Origin of the sequence: Paraburkholderia phenazinium (genome assembly GCF_900142845.1) — a bacterium.
Classification (GTDB): domain Bacteria; phylum Pseudomonadota; class Gammaproteobacteria; order Burkholderiales; family Burkholderiaceae; genus Paraburkholderia; species Paraburkholderia phenazinium_A.
In genome coordinates this window covers 1,515,472-1,535,203 of record NZ_FSRU01000002.1, presented here as the reverse complement: position 1 = coordinate 1,535,203, position 19,732 = coordinate 1,515,472, and the positions used below count along the sequence as shown (strand labels likewise).

Sequence of the window (19,732 nt, the reverse complement as noted above, 5' to 3'; positions counted from 1 at the left end):
AGCGCACAGCGCTTGCCGCCAGACCTCAGCTCAATGCGTCGAAGCCGGCGTCATGCCGTTATGACGCAGCAGCGCGTCGATATTCGGCTCACGGCCGCGGAACGCCTTGAACGATTCCATCGCCGGACGGCTGCCGCCCACCTCGAGAATCTCCTTGCGATAACGCGTGCCGGTGGCCGCATCGAGCACGCTGCCGCTGGCCGCCTGAGCCGCTTCTTCGAAAGCGGCATAAGCGTCGGCGGACAGCACTTCGGCCCACTTGTAGCTGTAGTAGCCCGCCGCGTAACCGCCCGCGAAGATATGGCTGAAGGTGTTCGGCCAGCGCGAGAATGCCGCTTGCGGCACCACATGGAAGCGCTCGTTGATCTCGCGGGCGAGGTCGTTGGCGCTCGTTGCGCCGCTCGCGTCGAAGTCGGTGTGCAGCTTCATGTCGAACATCGAGAACACGATCTGCCGCAGCGTGCCCAGGCCGCTCTGGAAGTTCTTTGCGGCCAGCATCTTGTCGAACAGGTCGCGCGGCAGCGGTTTGGCGGTTTCGACATGCGAAGTCATGTCGCTCAGCACGTCCCACTCCCAGCAGAAGTTTTCCATGAACTGCGACGGCAGTTCGACCGCATCCCATTCGACGCCGTTGATGCCCGACACCGCGAGTTCATCGACGCGTGTGAGCATGTGATGCAGGCCATGGCCGAACTCGTGGAACAGCGTGATCACTTCGTCGTGCGTGAAGCAGGCCGGCTTGCCGCCGACCGGCGCCGAGAAGTTGCAGGTCAGATACGCGACCGGCGTTTGCACGCCGCCGTTGGCATGCCTGTGACGAGCCCGCGCGTCGTCCATCCATGCGCCGCCACGCTTGCCTTCGCGCGCATACAGGTCGAGGTAGAACTGCGCGACGAGGCCGCCGTCCTGATTCTCGACGCGGAAAAAGCGCGCGTCCGGATGCCACACGGCCGCTTCGTCGCGGCGGATCTTCACGTCGAACAGCGTTTCCGTGACCTTGAAGAGGCCCTTGAACACGACGTCTTCCGGGAAGTATTGCTTGACCTCGTTTTCCGAGAACGAATAGCGCTTCTGGCGCAGACGTTCGGCCGCGTACGTCATGTCCCACGGCTGCAGCTCGGTCATGCCGAGTTCGTTGGCGGCGAATTCGCGCAGTTCCTTCCAGTCCTGCTCGGCGTGCGGACGGGCGCGCGTGGCGAGATCTTCGAGGAAGGCCATCACTTGTGCGGGCGACTCGGCCATCTTCGGCGCAAGCGAGACTTCGGCGAAGTTCTGGTAGCCGAGCATGTGCGCTTCTTCGGCGCGCAGCTTCAACTGCTCGGCGATGTTGCCGGTGTTGTCCCACTCGGCCTTGCCGCCGCCGTACGTGCCGCCCAGTTCCGACGCCCGCGTGACATAGGCGCGGTACAGCGTTTCGCGCATGGCGCGGTTTTCCGAGTACTGCATGACCGGGAAGTACGACGGGAAATGCAGCGTGAATTTCCAGCCGCTCTTGCCGTCGCGCTCGGCGGCTTCCTGCGCGGCTTCGATCACGTCTTCCGGCAAGCCGGCCAGTTGCGCCTTGTCGTCGACGAGGTAGGTGTAGGCGTTGGTCGCATCCAGCACGTGATCGGAAAACGCCTTCGAGAGGTTCGCCTGACGTTCCTGCAATTCGGCGAAGTGCGGCTTCTGGTCTTCCGGCAATTCCGCGCCAGACAGGCGGAAATCGCGCAGGGCATTGCTGAGGATCTTCTTGCGTTCGCCCGTGAGCGAGCCGAAGTCGCTGCTGGCCGCGAGCGCCTTGTACTTTTCGTAGAGCGCGAGATTTTGCCCGACGCTCGACCAGAATTCGGTCACGCGCGGCAGATTCTCGCCGTAGGCGGCACGCAACTCGGGCGTGTCGGCCACCGCGTTCAGGTGACCGATGACGCCCCAGGCGCGCGAGAGCGGTTCCGTCACACGCTCGACGGGCTCGACGACGTCGGTCCAGGAGGCGGGGGTGATCGGCGCCGCGGCGCGCTCGACTGCGGCCGTCGCGTTGGCGAGCAGCACGTCGAGCGCAGGGGTCACGTGTTCGGGGCGGATGTCGCCAAAGCGCGGCAGATCGGAGAAATCGAGGAGCGGGTTGTCGTGTGTCGATTGAGTAGTGGACATGAGGCGGCTTCCTGTCTGACGCAGTGAATAGACGTGAATCGGCGGACGTGGCTCGTGGCGGCGCCCGATAACGACATTATTGGGGCGGAGTGCCGCGATTCCAATCGGGCTACGGCACAAATTATCAGAAGTTCGGCTGACGCGTATTGGCCTCGATATTTGTGCCAGACCGAAGGGGGTTCAGTTCGCGCTGCCGTGGGGCGCTGGGAGGGGTGCGGGGAGTTGTGCCGCGGCTTACACCGGTGCTTGTGCAACCCGGCACGGACACAGGCACGCGCGCGCACGCGCTCCGCAGGTTTGTGCGAAAGCGAACGGTCAGGTTTGTTGCCTTGCGGCATGGTGATACTTCGTCGTCGAGCGGGTGGGGCAGGTCCGGCCGGCGGCGCTGTCTACCGTGGAGAGTTCTCGATGAATCCGCTTTCGCACGCGTTATCGCGCAACGGGAATAACTTCGACCTGGTGCGTCTGTTCGCAGCCATCGCCGTCGTCTACGGCCACTCGTACATGGTGCAGTTGCCGGACGGCAGTACCGACTGGGTCGAGGCCGCGCTCGGTTTCGACGGCTTCGGCGCCCTCGGGGTCTACGCCTTCTTCCTGATGAGCGGGATGCTGGTGACCGCCAGTTTCGACCGGCAGCGCTCGGCGTCGCGCTTCGTCGCCTTGCGTATTGCGCGAATCTGGCCGGCGGTGGCGGGCGCCTCGCTCGTCGCGATCTTCCTGATCGGCCCGCTCTTCACGACCTTGCCGCTGCGCGAGTACTTTGCCTCCGGCGCGACCTGGGCCAATCTCGACAACTTTTCGACCATCGTGCTCAAGGCGGGTTGGGTCTTGCCTGGTGTGTTCGAACATAACCGCTTCGTGAACGATGTGTGCGCGCCGCTGTGGACCTTGCCGCTCGAAGTACGCTGCTATCTGATCGTCCTGCTCACCGGCATGATGGGATTGCTATCGAACCGCTGGGGCGTGCTGCTTGCCGTCGCGCTGGCGCTTGCCGCGTTCGTGCTGCGTGTTCATCTGACGCCGCACCTGCAGGCCGGCTTGCGCGACTTCGCCGAAAAGCCCGGCGGCTATTCGTTCTGGCCGGAACCGTTCTTCTTTGTCGGCATGCTGCTGTACGGCTGGCGCGAGCGCTTCGAAGTCTACGGCCTCGCCGCGCTGGGTCTGGTGATGGTGTTTCTGGTGTTCCGCGATACGGCCGGCGCGCAGCCGCTGTTCTATCTCGCCTTTGTGTACGGTGTGCTGTGGATCGGCACGACGCCGCTGTTGCGCCGCTTCGTACCGCGCAACGATTACTCGTACGGCATCTATCTTTACGGCTTCATGGTGCAGCAATGCGTGGCGAGTATCGCGCCGCATCTCGGGCATCAGGCGGCGGTGCTGATTGGCGCTCCGTTCATCCTGCTGTGCGCGGCGCTGTCGTGGCGCTACGTGGAGCGGCCGGTGCTGGTGTGGTGCCGGCGGCGTCTTGCGCGCAGGCCGGATTCGCTCGGTGCGGCGGTGGCCGGTTAGGGCGTCGACGCCGGTATTTGTCGTTGCGCCTTGGCTACGGATGGGGAGTTTGAGCCGGTGGACAAGGTAGCCTGACTGCGCTGTCCGGTGAAACCTTGTGTGTTTCACCGGAAGCGCGGACGCATGCTTCGTTACGCGTTGCCGGCTGCGCGTTCGGCGGCTTCGAGGGTGTTGACGAGCAGCATCGTGATCGTCATCGGGCCGACGCCGCCCGGCACCGGCGTGATAAAGCCGGCTACTTCCTTCACGCCCGCGAAATCGACGTCGCCGCACAGCTTGCCGGCCTCGTCGCGATTCATGCCGACATCGATCACGGCCGCGCCCGGCTTCACCATCTCCGCGGTCAGGATATTGCGCAGGCCGGTAGCGGCCACCACCACATCGGCGTGGCGCGTATGCGCGGCCAGGTCGCGGGTTTTGCTATGGCAGATCGTGACGGTCGCGCCGGCTTCGAGCAGCAGCAGGGCCATCGGCTTGCCGACGATATTCGAGCGGCCGATCACCACCGCATTCGCGCCCTTCAGATCGATGCCGTAGGCCTCGAACATTTTCATCACGCCGTACGGCGTGCACGGGCGGAACAACGGCTTGCCGGTCATCAGCGCGCCGGCGTTGGCTACGTGGAAACCGTCCACGTCCTTCTCCGGGGCGATTGCCTCGATCACCTTATGGCTGTCGATATGCGCCGGCAGCGGCAATTGCACCAGGATGCCGTGGATCTTCTCATCGCGGTTCAACGCGTCGATGCGCGCAAGCAGGTCGGCTTCCGACAGCGTAGCGGGGTAGCGGTCATACGACGAGAACAGGCCGTTGTCTTCACAGGCCTTGATCTTGTTGCGCACATACACTTCGCTGGCGGGGTTGTCGCCGACCAGCACGACGGCGAGGCCCGGCTGGTGGCCACGGGAGGTGAGGGCGGCGGCGCGCGTGGCGACGTCGGCGCGCAAGGTCTTGGAGAGGGCGTTGCCGTCGATCAGTTTGGCTGTCATGGTCGGTCGAGGTTGGGCAGTTCGGAATGCGGGGCACGGCGGCGCGCGCGATCGCGCGTTCGGCACACTCGGCACTTGGGCGACATGCGCGTTTGCGACATGCGCGTAGGCGACATGCGCGTAAGCGATGCGCGGGTTCGCGACGTGCAATGGCACTTTTCGTCACGAACCGGTCGGATCGCGAAAAGCGCGCGATGCCGAAAAGGCGTCGCTGCGAAGTACAGCATTATACCGTCGCGGGCTCGCGCGCCGGATGAACGTACTAACCCAGGATCAGGATCGATGCGGCGAGCGTAAAGCAGGCGCGCGAAGCCGACACATAAAGCGGCGAGACACGCAGGACGAAGGGAAGCGCAGCGGGCGGTGCGGCACAAAGCACTGTACAAAGCGCGCGCCGACGGGACTCCAAACGGTCCAACCGGCACGGCGGTCAGGCGGGGGGCTGCGAGGCTTGCCCAGCATCGCTGCAGCAAGCCCTGAAACGACAGGCCTTATTGAGCCTGTTGCGGCTTGTTCGACAACGCCAGTCGCAGCAGATCGGCGACCGTGTTGACGTTCAACTTTTCCATGATGTTCGCGCGGTGCGCTTCGACCGTCTTGATGCTGATGCCGAGGTCGTCGGCGATCTGCTTGTTCAGGCGGCCGGCGATGATGCGCTCGAGCACCTGATGCTCACGCGCGGTCAGCTTGCCGAGACGCTCGGCCGCGGCGCGCTGCTGCTGCACGTTGGTGCTTTCGCTGCGCGCCTTGTCGAGCATGCGCTCGACGAGCTTGCGCAGTTCGGCTTCGTCAAACGGCTTTTCGATGAAGTCCATCGCGCCTTTTTTCATTGTCGACACCGCCATCGGCACGTCGCCATGGCCCGTCACGAAGATGATCGGCAGCGAGGCGTTGTCGGCGATCAGGCGTTCCTGCAGTTCGAGTCCGCTCATGCCGGACATCCGCACGTCGAGAATCAGACAGGCGATCTGGCCCGGGTGCGTGTGCGGCTGCCAGGCGTCGATGAACTGCTCGGCGCTGGAGAAGCACTGCACGCGGTAGCCGTTCGCCTCCAGCAGCCAGCGCAGCGAATCTCGCACGGCCTCGTCGTCATCGACGACAAAGACTGTTTCCTGTGTGGTGACTGGGCTGTTCATAGCTCTCCCGTAACGGTTTGTGGTGTCGGCGCCTCTGACCCGCCGTTGCTCGGGCCATCAGGCTCTCCAATAGGCAGACTGCAATGGAACGTGGCGCCTGTGATGTGACCGTCGGACTCGACGTTGTTGACCACCCACAGGCGACCGCGATGCGATTCGATAATCGAACGGCAGATGTTCAGCCCCATGCCCATACCGTCGGACTTGGTGCTGTAAAACGGTTCAAACAGACGCTCGGCCGTGGCTTCGTCGACACCCGGACCCTGGTCGACCACGCTGATGCACACGAAGCCGCTCTCCAGCCGCACGACCACGCGGATCACCGGATCGACCGCATTGGGCCGTGCATCGTGCATGGCTTCGGCGGCGTTCTTCAAGAGGTTCACCAGCACCTGCTCGATCAGCACCGGGTCCACGTAGATCACCGGCAGGCGCGAGCGCAGGTCGGTGACGATCCGGATGCGGCGCTTCCTCGCCTCGATCTCGGCCAGGCCCACTGCGTCCGCCACGATATCGGCGACACGGGTGGCCTGGCGCTTCGGCTCGCTACGCTTCACGAACTCGCGGATCCGCTTGATGATCATGCCAGCCCGCACCGCCTGCTGTGCGGTCTTTTCGAGCACGGGCAGCAGATTGTCAGGCGTTGTCCGCCCCGATTTAACCAGTGCTACGGTTCCGGAGCAATAGTTATTGATAGCGGCGAGCGGCTGGTTCAGTTCATGAGCGAGCGACGAGGCCATTTCGCCCATCGTCATCAGGCGGCTGGTGAACTGCAGCTTTTCGTCCTGCTGGCGCGCCAGTTCCTGCGCCTGCTTGCGGGTGGTGATGTCGGTTGCGATCTGCATCTGCGCCAGATGGCCGTCCACCCACTGAATGTACTGGCGGCGCACTTCGAACCATTTCTGTATGCCCTGTACATACACTTCCTGGGCATCGGCGGTGCTTTCGGTCAGCGCGGCGGCCGGCAGGCCGGCATAGGCGTCGACCATGTCGATCGAATCCGACGACGCCTGCGCGCTGTCGAAGCCGCCGCCCGCCAGTTCCAGATGGCCGTCCGGACGGATGCCGAACAGGTGGCGGTAATAGCGATTGGCAAACAGCAGTTCGGCTTCGTCGGCGGCCAGCACGGACACGGCGGCGTCGAGGCTTTCGAGCACGGTCGTGAAGCGCTCGTGCGCGGCGGCGAGTTCTTCGCGCGCGCGTTTCGGTTCGGTGATGTCGGTCATCGACGACATCCAGCCGGTCTGGCGGCCCGAGCTGTCGATCAGCGGCGACACGTAAAGCCGCGCGTGGAACAGCGAACCGTCTTTACGGCGCACGCGCAGTTCAAAACCGGACGAGGGCGCCTTGCCGCGCAGCGTCATGTCGAGCTGGCGCTGCATCTCCGGATACGCGTCGCGCGGCCAGTAGGGGAAGGGGGCGTTCTTGCCGACCAGGTCGCTCTCGTCCCAGCCCGTCATGCGACAAAAGGCCGGATTGACGTGGGTGATGCGGCCGTGCATGTCGAGCACGCGCATCCCGATCAGCACGGAGTTTTCCATGGCGCGGCGGAAGAACGCTTCGGCATACAGCGCCTGTTGCGCTTCGAAGCGCTGGCGCGTGTGTTTCCACAGGCTCCACAGACTCCACAGCACGAAGCACGACAGGCCGGCGACCAGCCACACGAGCGTGTTGTTCGTGAAGTTGGTCATCTGCGGGAACGCGTAGACCCGCACCGAGATGCCCTGGCCCGGCGGATCGAGCGGCAGGTCGTAGAACATGTCGCGCGGCAGGCGCGGACGCGTCGACGTGGTGGCGAGCTCGCGGTTGTTCAGGTCGATGATCGAGATCTTGTACTTCGCCGACAGCTCGGGCGGAATGTCGTGCTTCAGCACCCCTTCGATCGAGAACACCGCGGCGATCGAGCCGAGAAACTCGCGGTCGCGATACACCGGAGTCTGCAGCGTCAGATAGCCGTTGCCGAGGTCGTCATAGATGAGCGGCGAGTACACCTGGCGGCGCGAGGTGCGCGCGTCGTTGAACGCGGCCTTCACGGCTTCGTCCATCTGTTCGTCGCTGGGTTTGGCGAGGCGCTGGCCGAACACCGGCAGCGCCGTATTGGGCCAGCGCGGCTGCTGCTGCGGCGTGAACCAGTTCATGTAGAGGATTTCGGGATGCCCCTGCATGATGTCCGTGGTAGACACCTGGAACGAATGCGGATCGGCGTGGCCGGCGGCGAGGTCGCGCCCGAGTGCCTGGATCTGTTCCTGCGCGCCCGTCATGGACAGGCGAATCTGCTGCTGGGCCCATGCGACGTTGCGGTAGAGCGTGTCTTCCTGCTGCTGCTGTTCGCGCCGGTTCAGGCTCCACAGAATCAGGCTCATGACGACCAGGAACACGAGGATCGACAGGAGCGGCGTCAGCAAATAGGAATTCGACCACCATGGTCCATGGTGCCAGCGGGACGGCGACGAATCCGCCGTGGTACGGGCGGGCCGCGCCGAGCGTGCGAAAAGCCGTTCGGTCAACATGGCTGGCATTGTAGCGCAGCGTGTCGCTAGCAAATGGCGCAAAAAAGCGCTGAAAGTGCCGCTAATCGGAGCAAACTAGCCGACGTATCCGTTGATCCGCAGCGAAACCAGGGTGCGCCGCAACAATTTTCCGCATTATGAGAAACGATCTCGTAATTCGAAAATTTTGTTGCGCAGACGGCGAGCGCCTTATTACAATCGGCCCGAAGCTGCCGCGGCCGGACCTCGTCCGCGTCGTCTGTTCAAAGAGCGTTCCTTATCCTCAGGAGACGAGCATGTCCGCTGTACCCGACGAAGTCATGAAATATGTCGCCGCCGAGAAAGACGACGATCCCCAGGAAACCGGCGAATGGCTGGAAGCGCTGGATGGCGTGATTTCTGCTGTGGGCCCCGATCGCGCCCACTATCTGATCGAAAAGCAAATCGAATTTGCTCGCGTACACGGCGAACACCTGCCGTTCTCCGCCAACACTCCCTACATCAACACGATTCCTGTCTCGCGTCAGGCGCCGATTCCCGGTGACCAGGATATCGAACACCGCATTCGCTCGTACACGCGCTGGAACGCCATCGCGATGGTGCTGCGGGCGGGCAAGGACACCAACGTCGGCGGCCACATTGCGTCGTTCGCTTCGGCGGCCACGCTGTACGACGTCGGCTATAACCATTTCTGGCATGCGGCATCGGACAAGCACGGCGGCGACCTCGTGTTCGTGCAGGGCCACTCGTCGCCGGGTGTCTACTCGCGCGCGTTCCTGCTCGGCCGTCTCTCCGAAAACCAGCTCGACAACTTCCGTCAGGAAGTGGGCGGCGAGGGCATCTCCTCGTATCCGCATCCGTGGCTGATGCCGGACTTCTGGCAGTTCCCGACCGTCTCGATGGGCCTCGGCCCGATCATGGCGATCTATCAGGCCCGCTTCATGAAGTACCTGCAGGCGCGCGGCATTACGAAGACCGAAGGCCGCAAGGTCTGGGCCTTCCTCGGCGACGGCGAAACGGATGAGCCGGAATCGCTCGGCGCAATCGGTATGGCCGGCCGCGAACGTCTCGACAACCTCGTGTTCGTGATCAACTGCAACCTGCAGCGCCTCGATGGACCGGTGCGCGGTAACGGCAAGATCATCCAGGAACTCGAAAGCGAATTCCGCGGCGCGGGCTGGAACGTCATCAAGGTGATCTGGGGCAGCCGCTGGGATGCGCTGTTCCAACGCGACAGGTCGGGCGCGCTGATGCGCCGGATGATGGAAGTCGTGGACGGCGAATATCAGACGTACAAGTCGGAATCCGGCGCGTACGTGCGCGAGCACTTCTTCAATACGCCGGAACTGAAGGCGCTGGTCGCCGACTGGTCCGATGAAGATGTGTGGAACCTGAATCGCGGCGGTCACGATCCGCACAAGATCTACGCAGCGTTCCAGGAAGCGTCGAATTCGCAGGGCCAGCCGACCGTCATCCTCGCGAAGACGATCAAGGGCTATGGCATGGGCGAAGCCGGTCAGGCGATGAACATCACCCACCAGCAGAAGAAGCTGCACGTGGATCAGCTGAAGAAATTCCGCGACCAGTTCCGTCTGCCGATCTCCGACGAAGATATCGTCAACGTGCCGTACATCAAGTTCGAAGAAGGTTCGAAGGAACTCGAGTACATGCGCGCTCGCCGCCAGGACCTCGGCGGTTATCTGCCGGCGCGTCGTCAGAAGGCCGAGTCGCTGCCGGTGCCGGACCTGAGCGCGTTCGAGCCGCTGCTGAAGGGCACGGGCGAAGGCCGTGAGATCTCCACGACGATGGCGTTCGTGCGGATTCTCAACATCCTGCTGAAGGACAAGGCGCTCGGCAAGCGCGTTGTGCCGATCGTGCCGGACGAGTCGCGTACCTTCGGTATGGAAGGCCTGTTCCGTCAGATCGGTATCTGGAATCAGCAAGGCCAGAAGTACGTGCCGGAAGATTCCGACCAGCTGATGTTCTACCGCGAATCGGAAACCGGCCAGATCCTGCAGGAAGGGATCAACGAAGCCGGCGGTATGTCGGACTGGATCGCTGCCGCGACGTCGTACTCGACGCACGGCGAGATCATGATCCCGTTCTACATCTTCTATTCGATGTTCGGCTTCCAGCGCATCGGCGATCTGGCGTGGGCCGCGGGCGACATGCGTTCGCGCGGCTTCCTGCTCGGCGGTACGGCAGGACGTACGACGCTGAACGGCGAAGGCCTGCAGCACGAAGACGGCCACTCGCTGCTGTGGGCGGCTTCGGTGCCGAACTGCATCAGCTATGACCCGACCTTCGGTTACGAACTCGCCGTCATCATGCAGGACGGTCTGCGCCGCATGGTGGCGGAGCAGGAAGACGTGTACTACTACATCACGGTGATGAACGAGAACTACGAGCACCCGGCGATTCCGCAGGGCGATGCTGTAGCGGCCGACATCATCAAGGGCATGTACGCGTTCCGCAAGGCTGAAGCCGACAAGAAGGCGCCGCGCGTTCAACTGATGGGTGCGGGTACGATCTTCAATGAAGTGATCGCCGCGGCCGACCTGCTGAAGAACGACTGGGGCGTCGCTGCCGACCTCTGGAGCGTGCCGAGCTTCACGGAACTGGCCCGCGAAGGCCACGAAGTGCAGCGCTGGAACCTGCTGCATCCGACCGAAGAGAAGAAGGTCTCGCACGTCGAGAAGCTCCTGAAGGACGCACAAGGTCCGGTCATCGCATCGACCGACTACGTGCGCGCCTTGACCGAGCAGATCCGCGCGTTCGTGCCGCAGAAGTTCGTCGTGCTGGGCACGGATGGCTACGGCCGTTCGGACACGCGTGAAAAGCTGCGTCACTTCTTCGAAGTGGACCGCTACTGGGTCACGGTTGCCGCGTTGAATGCCCTGGCAGATGAAGGCACGATCGAACGCAAGGTCGTCGCCGAGGCGCTCAAGAAGTACAACCTTGATCCCGCCAAACCCAACCCGATGACCGTCTAAGGCATCATTCCCCGTGTGCCACGGCGTGCGCGCCTGCTCCTGATCACCAGGGGCAGGCGGCGTGCGCGGCCCAGGAGACACCCACAATGAGTCAAGCGATCGAAGTGAAGGTGCCGGACATCGGCGATTACAAGGACATCCCTGTGATCGAGGTGCTGGTGAAGGCGGGTGATACCGTCGAGAAAGAGCAGTCGCTCGTCACGCTGGAATCCGACAAGGCGACCATGGATGTGCCGAGCTCGGCTGCCGGCGTCGTCAAGGAAGTGAAGGTCAAGGTGGGCGACAACGTGTCGGAAGGCTCGTTGATCGTCGTGCTGGAAGGCGCTGAAGGCGGTGCGGCTGCGGCTAAGCCGGCTGCTGCTGCGCAGGCTAATGGGGCTGCCGGTGCGGCGGCGCCTGCACCGGCTCCGGCTGCTGCGCCCGCGCCGGCACCCGCTCCCGCCGCTGGCGGTGGTGGCGTGCAGGAAGTGAAGGTGCCGGATATCGGCGACTACAAAGATATTCCCGTGATCGAGATCGCGGTGAAGGTCGGCGATCGCGTCGAGAAAGAGCAGTCGCTGGTGACGCTCGAATCCGACAAGGCGACCATGGACGTGCCGAGCACGGCCGCCGGCGTCGTCAAGGAACTGAAGGTCAAGGTCGGCGATAACGTGTCGGAAGGCACGGTGATCGTGGTGATCGAAGCGGACGGCGGCGCGGCGGCTCCGGCGCCCGCACCGGCAGCGAAGCCGCCTGCGGAAAAGCCGTCCGATGCGCCGGCCACGCCGAGCCCGGCTCCGGCTGCACCGTCCGCGCTGGCCCAGGCGCCGGTCATTCCGGCAGGCGAAGGCGGCGAGCGCAAGTCGAGCCACGCGTCGCCGTCCGTGCGCAAGTTCGCGCGCGAACTGGGCGTCGAGGTGTCGCGTGTGCAGGGTACCGGTCCGAAGGGCCGCATTACCCAGGACGACGTCACCGCGTTCGTCAAGGGCGTGATGACCGGTCAGCGTGCGGCTCCGGTGGCGGCTCCTGCAGCGGCCGGCGGTGGTGGCGAGCTGAACCTGCTGCCGTGGCCGAAGGTCGATTTCACCAAATTCGGTCCGGTCGATCCGAAGCCGCTCTCGCGCATCAAGAAGATCTCGGGCGCGAACCTGCATCGCAACTGGGTCATGATTCCGCACGTCACCAACAACGACGAAGCGGATATCACCGAACTCGAAGCACTGCGCGTGCAACTGAACAAGGAACACGAGAAGGCGGGTGTGAAGTTCACCATGCTGGCTTTTGTGATCAAGGCCGTTGTCTCCGCCCTGAAGAAGTTCCCGACGTTCAATGCCAGCCTCGACGGCGATACGCTTGTTTTCAAGCAGTATTACAACGTCGGGTTTGCGGCGGATACGCCTAACGGGTTGGTTGTGCCTGTGATTCGCGATGCGGATAAGAAGGGGCTCGTCGATATCGCCAAGGAAATGGCGGATCTGTCCAAGGCGGCTCGTGAAGGCAAGTTGAAGCCGGATCAGATGCAGGGTGGGTGCTTCTCGATTTCTTCTTTGGGTGGGATTGGTGGGACGCATTTCACGCCGATCATCAATGCGCCTGAAGTCGCCATTCTTGGGCTGTCGCGTAGCGCTATGAAGCCGGTTTGGGATGGGAAGCAGTTTGTTCCGCGTCTTACCATGCCACTGTCTTTGTCGTATGACCATCGCGTCATCGATGGGGCTGAAGCGGCGCGCTTCAATGCGTATCTGGGTGCGATTCTTGCCGATTTTCGGCGTGTGATTCTTTGATTCGTTGATGCCGTATGAGCGCCAGGGGCGTGGGTTTTATGTCTGTGATCCGCGTCTCTCGCTGAACTTGTTTTCACGTCGGTCTATTAGCGTCGCCCCTGTGCGGGGCGGCACCTACTTTTCTTTGTCTTCCAAAGAAAAGTAGGCAAAAGAAAGGCGCGTCCTTGGGCGGACTGCAAAGGATGTTTCTGTCCGGCGTGCTGCCAGCTTTTAGGCCCGGTTGGAGCTGTTCTTTTTGCGCTTCCTCGTCAACGATCAATAAGAGAAGGGGACACTATGAGTCTCGTCGAAGTGAAGGTGCCGGACATCGGTGATTTCAAGGATGTCGACGTCATCGAAGTCAATATCAAGCCGGGCGACGTCATCGAGAACGAGCAAGCGCTCATGACGCTCGAGTCCGATAAGGCCTCCATCGAGGTGCCCAGCGATACCGCCGGCACCGTCAAGGAAGTTCGCGTCAAACCAGGTGATAAGGTCTCCCAAGGGACCGTCATCGCCCTCGTCGAAGCATCGGCCGACGCCGCTCCCGCTAAAGATGCACCCAAGGCTCCCGCTAAAGAGCCCGAAAAAGCTCCCGCTCAAGCGGAAGCCAAGCCGCAAGCCGCTGCCGCGGCGCCCAAGGCTGCGACTCCCGCGCCCCAGGCCGGTAGCTTCTCCGGCAGCGCCGATATCGAATGCGAAATGCTCGTGCTCGGCTCAGGCCCCGGTGGCTACTCCGCCGCGTTCCGCTCGGCCGATCTGGGTATGAAGACCGTGCTCGTCGAACGTTATGCGACGCTCGGTGGGGTCTGTCTCAATGTGGGCTGTATTCCGTCCAAGGCGCTGTTGCATACCGCACTCGTCATCGACGAAGCCGCCGCGCTCAGCCATCACGGCATCACGTTCGGTAAGCCGCAGGTCGATCTCGACAAGCTGCGCGACTTCAAGTCCGGCGTCGTCAAGAAGCTCACCGGCGGTCTCGCCGGCATGGCCAAGGCCCGTAAGGTCGAAGTCGTTACCGGCACCGGCACGTTCGTCGACCCCAATCACCTCGAAGTCGTCACGGACAGCGGCAAGAAGGTCGTCAAGTTCAAGCAGGCCATCATTGCGGCCGGCTCGCAAGCGGTCAAGCTGCCGTTCATCCCGGAAGATCCGCGTGTCGTCGATTCCACCGGCGCCCTCGAACTGCGTCAGATTCCGCAACGCATGCTGGTGATCGGCGGCGGCATCATCGGTCTTGAAATGGCCACCGTCTACTCGACCCTCGGCGCGCAAATCGACGTCGTCGAAATGCTCGACGGTCTGATGGCCGGCGCCGATCGCGATCTCGTCAAGGTCTGGGAAAAGTACAACAGCAAGCGTTTCGCCAACGTCATGCTGAAGACTAAGACCACCGCCGCAGAAGCAAAGGACGACGGCATCTACGTGACGTTCGAAGGCGAAAAGGCTCCGGCCGAACCGCAACGCTACGATCTCGTGCTCGTCGCCGTGGGCCGCAGCCCGAACGGCAAGAAGATCGGCGCCGACAAGGCCGGCGTCGCCGTGACGGAGCGCGGCTTCATCGAAGTCGACAAGCAGATGCGCACCAACGTGCCGCACATCTTCGCGATCGGCGATATCGTCGGTCAGCCGATGCTCGCGCACAAGGCCGTCCACGAAGGCCACGTCGCCGCCGAAGCTGCACACGGCGAGAAGGCCTACTTCGACGCACTGCAGATTCCGTCCGTGGCCTACACCGATCCGGAAGTGGCCTGGGCCGGCAAGACGGAAGACCAGTTGAAGGCCGAAGGCGTCAAGTACGGCAAGGCAGTGTTCCCATGGGCCGCCTCGGGTCGCGCCATCGCCAATGGCCGCGATGAAGGCTTCACCAAGCTGCTGTTCGACGAAGAAACCCATCGCGTGATCGGCGGCGGTATCGTCGGTCTGAATGCCGGCGACCTCATCAGCGAAGTCTGTCTCGCCGTCGAAATGGGTGCGGACGCAACCGATATCGGCAAGACCATCCATCCGCATCCGACGCTCGGCGAATCGGTCGGCATGGCCGCCGAGCTGTACGAAGGCGTCTGTACCGACCTGCCGCCGCAGAAAAAGAAGTAAGGCAGTAGGGAACGCCCGCGCTGCTTCGACAGCGCGGGCGAACAAGTGCCGCAAGGCCGCTCTGGAAGTCAGGGCCGCCAAAACAAAACGGCGCGCCCTTTGCGGGGCGCGCCGTTTTTGTTTCAGCCGGGCAGGGCATTCGCCCCACCGGCTTCTCATACTCAGATCACGCGTTTCGCCTACTAGCCTGAATCGAAACCTCGGTTAAAACCCGAGATGACGACTTAGACAGCCTTCTTGGCCGAGCGCGAAGCTTGAGCTGCAGCTTGCGAAGCGGCCTTCGACGCGGCCGTAGCGGCTGCGTTGAAGTTGCTTTCAGCGATTTCGACGGCTTGCTTGGTTGCCTTGTGAACCGTTTCGTACGTGGTGTTGGCGGCGGTGATGGCCGACTTGATCACGGCGACAGCGGTTTCCGAACCAGCCGGTGCATTCTTGGCGACGTTCTCGACCAGCGACTGCACCTTGCGGTTTTGCTCTTCATACTGAGCTTCCGCCACACGGGCGAATTCAGCTTGCGTAGCGGACACGATTTCATACACGTGACGGCCATACGACAGCGCCTTTTCCGAGATCGGCTGCGTGAGGCCAGCCTGCAGCGCGAAAAATTCCTGTGCGTCCTTCACGGACAGCGCGCGTTGTGCGTTTTCCTGGCTTTCCGCAAGGGTCGACTTCACGACTTGCAGGTTCAGCTCAACCAGCTTTTCGACGCCTTCGAACGCTTTGGTCGTCAGACCAAACAGCGTTTCGAGGTTGGCTTTCTGTGCTGCGGCGATTTGCTCAGGGGTCAGCAGGGACATATTTACGCTCCTGGATAACGATCCGTCTGGCGCGGACCGTGTTGGGTTAATGGCTAAACGTTGAATCTCACACCAGGCCGCGATGTATTGTGCATCGCAGCAATGACACCTATTTTAGGATGATGGCGATGAATGTCAAGGCCTTTTTGTGCGCCGCACCATATCGATAAATTCTCGATAAAACAAGACGTTATGAAATGCTTATGACATAGCCATGAAGCATGTCGGATTGACCGCTGCACAGTGCTGGTGCGTGCTGGAGCGGTAGTTTTTGCTGCGCGAGCGAAGGAATGGACGCCGCTTTGACGGTCTGCCGAGGGAGGAGGGCAGGAGGGAAATCCGACAGTCAGATGTGCCTAAGCGACAGTCGGTGTAAACCGAAATCTGTCACGGAACGTTAATCTCGCATATCGGTCGAATGCGCGATGGTTCGATCCGCAGCAGATGCTTAACTGTCTGCCGGTCGGCACATTGGCCGGAGCCCTCGAGGAACGTCCGCTGGGCAACGGTGAGCGGCGTTTTGCGTCCCTCGGAACGACCGTATTTCCCCTGATCAAGGTTGTCTTTAATTTGCCGTTATGCTGATAGGATCGCCAAAATCCGGCGCATAACAGCCCCAACGAACGTCTGCGAAGCCGATCGTTTTTTTCGATTGGTTCGCGAAACCTATAGGCTCCTTGCAATCGGATCTTACAAGCCGGTTTAAGGAGCGCTGATAAGTGCTTAATATTGCTAATTTTTCGTGGTTTTACTACACTTGCGTAAAATCCTCGCCGCCCCTGACAGAACACCAATGAAAACCGACATGTTTTCGTCGCTCAAAGTGATCCACGGCGTGGCCCTCAGCACCGCTGTGTCGGTGGCCGCCTCGGTGGTCATCGCAGCCGCGTTTGCCGCGCCTGTCGACGCTTTTGCGGCCACGGCGACGGCCGCTGCCGCCCCCGCCAAAACCAGTAAGAAGACCCTCAAAACCGCGAAATCGGCCAAAAAGCCGGGCGCTACCGTTGCTGCGAAGAAGTCGTCCAAGGTCGCCAAGACCGCGGCCGCGACTGACGACGCGCCGCGCGTGGAGACCCGCCGGCGCCGGGTGTCGTATACGTTGAACGGTCGCCGCCACACGGTGGTGCGCCAGGTCGCATACGAACCGCGTCAGCCGACGGTCGGCCAGGCGTTCGGCCTGCACGACACGCCGGACGCGCTCGCCTTGCGCTCGAGCGTGGCCTACGTGATCGACCAGAACACCGGCGAGTCGCTGTTCGACAAGAACTCGCGCGCCGTGGTGCCGATTGCTTCCATCTCCAAGCTGATGACGGCGATGGTGGTGCTGGACTCGAAGGCGCCGCTGACGGAGCAGATCGAAGTCACGGACGAAGACCGCGACTACATCAAGAACACCGGTTCGCGCCTGTCTGTCGGCTCGGTGCTCTCGCGTGAAGACATGCTGCATATCGCGCTGATGGCATCGGAAAACCGTGCCGCCGCCGCGCTGTCGCGTTATTTCCCGGGCGGCCGTCCGGCGTTCATCGCAGCGATGAACGCCAAGGCGAGACAGCTCGGCATGACCGACACGCACTTCGAAAGCCCGTCGGGTCTGACGAGCGAGAACGTGTCGACCGCGCGCGATCTGGTGAAGATGGTCAACGCCGCTTACCAGTACCCGATGATCCGTCAGTTCTCGACCGATCATAGCTACGAGGTGTACACCGGCAAGCGTTCGATCGCGTACAACAGCACGAACGCGCTGGTGCGTAACCCGACGTGGGACATCGGTCTGCAGAAGACCGGCTTCATCAACGAAGCGGGTGAGTGCCTCGTGATGCAGGCGACCATTCACGGCCGTCCGATGATCGTGGTGCTGCTCGATTCGTCGGGCAAGTACTCGCGCTTCGCGGATGCGACGCGTCTGCGCACCTGGCTCGACAACGGTGGCGATACGCACATCACCAGCGCCGACGCCGGCGGTCCGGGCACCTGAGCACGGTACAACGCATTGCAGGACCTGCCTTCAGGTTCTGTCGGCGGCACCAACGAAAAGCCCCGCGGTTGCGGGGCTTTTTGCATCTGAAGGCCGGTCCGGCTTGCGCGCTTCGCAGCAGCCCGCGACGCACGGCTCGCGGCTCAATCAGGCATGTTGATGATGCGCGCTGGCGGGCGGCGTTTCGGGCTGATAGCCGAGCGAGGCGGAGATCACCAGCGCCGTCTTGCTGAGTTGCCCTAGCCACGAATCCTGCAGACGGTCGGCCGGCGCCGACAACGACAGACCCGCGACCAGCTTGCCGGTATCGTCGTAGATGCCGGCAGCGATGCAGCGCACGCCGAGTTCCAGTTCTTCGTTATCGCGCGCACAGGACTGCTGGCGCACGATCGACAGTTCGCGCTCGAGCTTGGCGAGATCCGTGATGCTGTTCTGGGTATGTCCCGACAGGCCCGTGCGGGTCGCATAGGCGCGCACGCGGGTGGATTCATCGGCGGCGAGGAAGAGTTTGCCCACCGAGGTCAGATGCAAGGGCGCCCGTCCGCCGATGGCCCGCACCACCTGCATGCCGGAGCGCTCCGAGTAAGCCCGTTCGATATAGACGATCTCGTCGCCCTGGCGCACCGACAGATTTACGGTCTGGCCGGTCGAGCGGTGCAACTCGCGCATCGGCGTCAAGGCGGCGTCGCGTACCGACAGGCGTGCCTTGACCAGATTGCCGAGCTCGAGCAGGCGCATGCCGAGACGATAGGTGCCCGGATCCGAACGGTCGACGAGGCGACAGGTCACCATGTCGTTCAGGATGCGGTGCGCGGTGGAGGGGTGCAGCTCAGTGCCTAGCGCGAGTTCCTTCAGGCTGACCGGGTCGGTATGCGCGGCCAGGGCGTCGAGCAGCCGCATCATGCGCTCGATCACCTGGATCGAAGTCTTGGGATCCGGGTTCGTATCGCTCATGGGGGAGAAATCGGTTGACGCGTCAAACAGCGGAGAATTGATTGTATATCGTATTGTGAAAAAAGCGAACGTCGTTCGAGGCGGCATTCGAATTCGCCGCCGCGCCCGGCGTCGGGCGTGCCGTGTGGCTTCGGCGTTGGTATTGTTCGCCAAACAGCGGATAATCAGGGACGTTTTCCCGGAGGAGCGCCCATGCGAGTCGGATTGTTCGTCACCTGCCTGATTGACCTGATGCGTCCCGAAATAGGCTTCTCGGTTATCAAGCTGATCGAGCGGGCCGGTTTCGAGGTCATCGTGCCGCCAGCGCAAACCTGCTGCGGGCAGCCGGCGTACAACTCCGGCGAACGCGGCCTGGCGCGCGATCTGGCCGAGAAGACCCTGCGCGAATTCGAGCAGTTCGATTACATCGTCGTGCCGTCGGGGTCGTGCGGCGGCATGATCCGCGTGCACTACGGCGATCTGTTCGGCGACGATCCGGACATGATGAGCCGCTTCGGCCGGCTGCGTCCCAAGGTGTTCGAGCTGACCGATTTTCTCGTGAACGTCGCCAGGGTGGAACTGGCGCCGGGCGAGTTCAGCGGCCCTGTCACGTACCACGATTCCTGTTCGGGGCTGCGTGAGCTGGGTGTCAAAACGCAGCCGCGTGCGCTGCTCGCGCAAGCCGGCGTGGCGCTCACCGAAATGAAGGATTGCGAACACTGCTGCGGCTTCGGCGGCACCTTCGCGGTGAAGTACGGCGATATCTCGACGGCCATCGTCGACGAGAAATGCGCCAACATCGGCGCGAGCGGCGCGGGCGCGGTGGTGCTCGGCGACCTCGGCTGCATGCTCAATATAGAAGGCCGCCTGCGGCGCACGGGCGATACCGCGACGCGCGTGCTGCACATCGCCCAGGTGCTGGCCGGCGACGTATAAGGC

General features: G+C 62.7%; 12 protein-coding genes. 6 read left to right on the top strand and 6 right to left on the bottom strand.

All coding sequences use genetic code 11. The features are described from left to right. Positions 1-30: 30 nt before the first annotated feature. Complete coding sequence (locus tag BUS12_RS23900; protein ID WP_074299914.1) at positions 31-2,133, bottom strand: M3 family metallopeptidase; 2,103 nt, start codon at positions 2,131-2,133, stop codon at positions 31-33. A gap of 408 nt (positions 2,134-2,541) precedes the next feature. Between BUS12_RS23900 and BUS12_RS23895 the strand changes: the two genes are divergently transcribed. Continuing rightward, positions 2,542-3,642, top strand: coding sequence for an acyltransferase family protein (locus tag BUS12_RS23895; RefSeq protein ID WP_074299912.1), 1,101 nt, complete (start codon positions 2,542-2,544; stop codon positions 3,640-3,642). Between the two features lie 131 nt (positions 3,643-3,773). Here BUS12_RS23895 and folD read toward each other — a convergent pair whose 3' ends face one another. The 3 genes from folD to fixL form a co-directional block, all read right to left on the bottom strand. Continuing rightward, positions 3,774-4,631: a bifunctional methylenetetrahydrofolate dehydrogenase/methenyltetrahydrofolate cyclohydrolase FolD gene (folD, locus tag BUS12_RS23890; protein ID WP_074301670.1), complete on the bottom strand. Its 858-nt coding sequence runs from the start codon at positions 4,629-4,631 to the stop codon at positions 3,774-3,776. Positions 4,632-5,122: 491 nt separating this feature from the next. Next, the gene (fixJ, locus tag BUS12_RS23885; protein ID WP_074299910.1) at positions 5,123-5,767 is read right to left on the bottom strand and encodes an oxygen response regulator transcription factor FixJ; all 645 of its coding nucleotides are present in this window, start codon (positions 5,765-5,767) and stop codon (positions 5,123-5,125) included. Beyond that, positions 5,764-8,277: an oxygen sensor histidine kinase FixL gene (fixL, locus tag BUS12_RS23880; protein WP_074299908.1), complete on the bottom strand. Its 2,514-nt coding sequence runs from the start codon at positions 8,275-8,277 to the stop codon at positions 5,764-5,766. The genes fixJ and fixL overlap by 4 nt, the downstream gene beginning before the upstream one ends. A 275-nt stretch (positions 8,278-8,552) precedes the next feature. Here fixL and aceE point away from each other — a divergent pair, with 275 nt between their 5' ends. The 3 genes from aceE to lpdA all read left to right on the top strand — a co-directional run bounded on the left by aceE (position 8,553) and on the right by lpdA (position 15,088). Next, entirely contained in the window at positions 8,553-11,249 is a 2,697-nt protein-coding gene (gene aceE, locus BUS12_RS23875; protein ID WP_074299906.1) for a pyruvate dehydrogenase (acetyl-transferring), homodimeric type, read from the top strand. An 86-nt stretch (positions 11,250-11,335) separates the two neighbouring features. Next, positions 11,336-13,012, top strand: a complete 1,677-nt coding sequence (gene aceF, locus BUS12_RS23870; protein ID WP_074299904.1) for a dihydrolipoyllysine-residue acetyltransferase — start codon at positions 11,336-11,338, stop codon at positions 13,010-13,012. Positions 13,013-13,288: 276 nt separating this feature from the next. Next, entirely contained in the window at positions 13,289-15,088 is a 1,800-nt protein-coding gene (lpdA, locus tag BUS12_RS23865; protein WP_074299902.1) for a dihydrolipoyl dehydrogenase, read from the top strand. Between the two features lie 224 nt (positions 15,089-15,312). Here lpdA and BUS12_RS23860 read toward each other — a convergent pair whose 3' ends face one another. Further along, complete coding sequence (locus tag BUS12_RS23860) at positions 15,313-15,885, bottom strand: phasin family protein (protein ID WP_074299900.1); 573 nt, start codon at positions 15,883-15,885, stop codon at positions 15,313-15,315. Between the two features lie 793 nt (positions 15,886-16,678). Here BUS12_RS23860 and pbpG point away from each other — a divergent pair. Next, entirely contained in the window at positions 16,679-17,860 is a 1,182-nt protein-coding gene (gene pbpG / locus BUS12_RS23855) for a D-alanyl-D-alanine endopeptidase (RefSeq protein WP_074299898.1), read from the top strand. Positions 17,861-18,007: 147 nt separating this feature from the next. Here pbpG and BUS12_RS23850 read toward each other — a convergent pair whose 3' ends face one another. Further along, positions 18,008-18,814 (bottom strand): IclR family transcriptional regulator, encoded by an 807-nt coding sequence (locus tag BUS12_RS23850; protein ID WP_171991705.1) that lies wholly within the window; start codon positions 18,812-18,814, stop codon positions 18,008-18,010. 192 nt (positions 18,815-19,006) lie between these two features. Here BUS12_RS23850 and BUS12_RS23845 point away from each other — a divergent pair, with 192 nt between their 5' ends. Further along, entirely contained in the window at positions 19,007-19,729 is a 723-nt protein-coding gene (locus BUS12_RS23845; RefSeq protein ID WP_074299894.1) for a (Fe-S)-binding protein, read from the top strand. Positions 19,730-19,732: the final 3 nt, after the last annotated feature.

What these genes read in the sequence shown, in the direction of transcription:
- BUS12_RS23900 (WP_074299914.1), bottom strand. Translation starts at nt 2,133, where the DNA reads ATGTCCACTACTCAATCGACACACGACAACCCGCTCCTCGATTTCTCC.
- BUS12_RS23895 (WP_074299912.1), top strand. Translation starts at nt 2,542, where the DNA reads ATGAATCCGCTTTCGCACGCGTTATCGCGCAACGGGAATAACTTCGAC.
- folD (WP_074301670.1), bottom strand. Translation starts at nt 4,631, where the DNA reads ATGACAGCCAAACTGATCGACGGCAACGCCCTCTCCAAGACCTTGCGC.
- fixJ (WP_074299910.1), bottom strand. Translation starts at nt 5,767, where the DNA reads ATGAACAGCCCAGTCACCACACAGGAAACAGTCTTTGTCGTCGATGAC.
- fixL (WP_074299908.1), bottom strand. Translation starts at nt 8,277, where the DNA reads ATGTTGACCGAACGGCTTTTCGCACGCTCGGCGCGGCCCGCCCGTACC.
- aceE (WP_074299906.1), top strand. Translation starts at nt 8,553, where the DNA reads ATGTCCGCTGTACCCGACGAAGTCATGAAATATGTCGCCGCCGAGAAA.
- aceF (WP_074299904.1), top strand. Translation starts at nt 11,336, where the DNA reads ATGAGTCAAGCGATCGAAGTGAAGGTGCCGGACATCGGCGATTACAAG.
- lpdA (WP_074299902.1), top strand. Translation starts at nt 13,289, where the DNA reads ATGAGTCTCGTCGAAGTGAAGGTGCCGGACATCGGTGATTTCAAGGAT.
- BUS12_RS23860 (WP_074299900.1), bottom strand. Translation starts at nt 15,885, where the DNA reads ATGTCCCTGCTGACCCCTGAGCAAATCGCCGCAGCACAGAAAGCCAAC.
- pbpG (WP_074299898.1), top strand. Translation starts at nt 16,679, where the DNA reads ATGAAAACCGACATGTTTTCGTCGCTCAAAGTGATCCACGGCGTGGCC.
- BUS12_RS23850 (WP_171991705.1), bottom strand. Translation starts at nt 18,814, where the DNA reads ATGAGCGATACGAACCCGGATCCCAAGACTTCGATCCAGGTGATCGAG.
- BUS12_RS23845 (WP_074299894.1), top strand. Translation starts at nt 19,007, where the DNA reads ATGCGAGTCGGATTGTTCGTCACCTGCCTGATTGACCTGATGCGTCCC.